Here is a 1,808-nt window from a genome sequence, read left to right as displayed (position 1 = left end):
TTTGTTACATAGATCGTAAATGTCTTGTTCGCATCGAAGGTATATCCTGCAACTGCCTTGGCTACAGTTAAGCTTCCCTTATCCTGTGTATAGGTATTCGTTACGGTTGCGGTTGCTGTCGCATCCTTTGTTACTGTTACATCACCTGCACCACTTACTGTTAAGCCATAATCCTTAACCGCGGTTCCATTTGCTTCCTCACTTACTGTATAAGTTCCTACCGGAATGTCATTGATCGTTACGCTTCCGTTTGCCGGTACGCTGATTCCTGTCTTGGTTGCGCTTACGCTTCCATCTGTAAGAACATATTCACCACTTGCGTTTGTTACATAAATTGTAAAGTTCTTACCTGCTGCTCCAAAGTCATATCCTGCAACTGCCTTGGCTACCGTTAAGCTTCCCTTATCCTGAGTATAAGTGTTCGTTACAGTTGCGGTCGCTGTCGCATCCTTAGTGACGATGACATTACCTTCACCATTGACTGTTAAGCCATAATCCTTAACCGCGGTTCCATTTGCTTCCTCACTTACTGTATAAGTTCCTACCGGAATGTTGTCGATCGTTACGCTTCCGTTTGCCGGCACGCTGATTCCTGTCTTGGTTGCTGTTGTGCTTCCATCTTCTTTGACATATTCTCCACTTGCATTTGTTACATAGATCGTAAATGTCTTGTTCGCATCGAAGGTATATCCTGCAACTGCCTTTTCTACAGTAAGGCTTCCCTTATCTTCTGTATAAGTGTTCGTTACGGTTGCGGTTGCTGTCGCATCCTTGGTGACGGTGACATTACCTTCCCCACTGACTGCTAAGCCATAGTTTGCAACTGCTGTTCCGGTTTGCTCTTCACTTACACTGTAAATTCCTACAGGTATGTCATTGATCGTTACGCTTCCGTTTGCCGGTACGCTGATTCCTGTCTTGGTTGCGCTTACGCTTCCATCTGCAAGAACATATTCGCCGCTAGCGTTTGTTACATAGATCATGAATGTCTTGCTGGAATCAAAGGTATATCCTGCAACTGCCTTGGCTACCGTTAAGCTTCCCTTATCCTGGGTATAAGTGTTCGTTACAGTTGCGGTTGCTGTCGCATCCTTGGTGACGGTGACATTACCTTCCCCACTGACTGCTAAGCCATAGTTTGCAACTGCTGTTCCGGTTTGCTCTTCACTTACACTGTAAATTCCTACAGGTATGTCATTGATCGTTACGCTTCCGTTTGCCGGTACGCTGATTCCTGTCTTGGTTGCGCTTACGCTTCCATCTGCAAGAACATATTCGCCGCTAGCGTTTGTTACATAGATCATGAATGTCTTGCTGGAATCAAAGGTATATCCTGCAACTGCCTTGGCTACCGTCAGGCTTCCCTTATCCTCTGTATAAGTGTTCGTTACAGTTGCGGTTGCTGTCGCATCCTTGGTGACGGTGACATTACCTTCCCCACTGACTGCTAAGCCATAGTTTGCAACTGCTGTTCCGGTTTGCTCTTCACTTACACTGTAAATTCCTACAGGTATGTCATTGATCGTTACGCTTCCGTTTGCCGGTACGCTGATTCCTGTCTTGGTTGCGCTTACGCTTCCATCTGCAAGAACATATTCACCACTTGCGTTTGTTACGTAGATCATGAATGTCTTGCTGGAATCAAAGGTATATCCCGCAACTGCTTTTGCTACAGTTAAGCTTCCCTTATCTTCTGTATAAGTGTTCGCTACGGTTGCGGTTGCTGTCGCATCCTTGGTGACGGTGACATTACCTTCCCCACTGACTGCTAAGCCATAGTTTGCAACTGCTGTTCCGGTTTGCTCTTC

The 1,808-nt window shown here is 46.0% G+C and carries 1 protein-coding gene; it reads right to left on the bottom strand.

Features of this window, described 5'->3' with window-relative positions:
• Positions 1 to 1,808: DUF5979 domain-containing protein (locus DXB77_RS13085; RefSeq protein WP_207665165.1), on the bottom strand; the 1,808-nt coding region annotated here is incomplete at both ends.

Origin of the sequence: Clostridium sp. OM05-9 (genome assembly GCF_003481465.1) — a bacterium.
Lineage (GTDB): Bacteria > Bacillota > Clostridia > Lachnospirales > Lachnospiraceae > Coprococcus > Coprococcus ammoniilyticus.
Note: the sequence above shows the minus strand (reverse complement) of the source record. Positions and strands in the feature narration are given on the sequence as shown.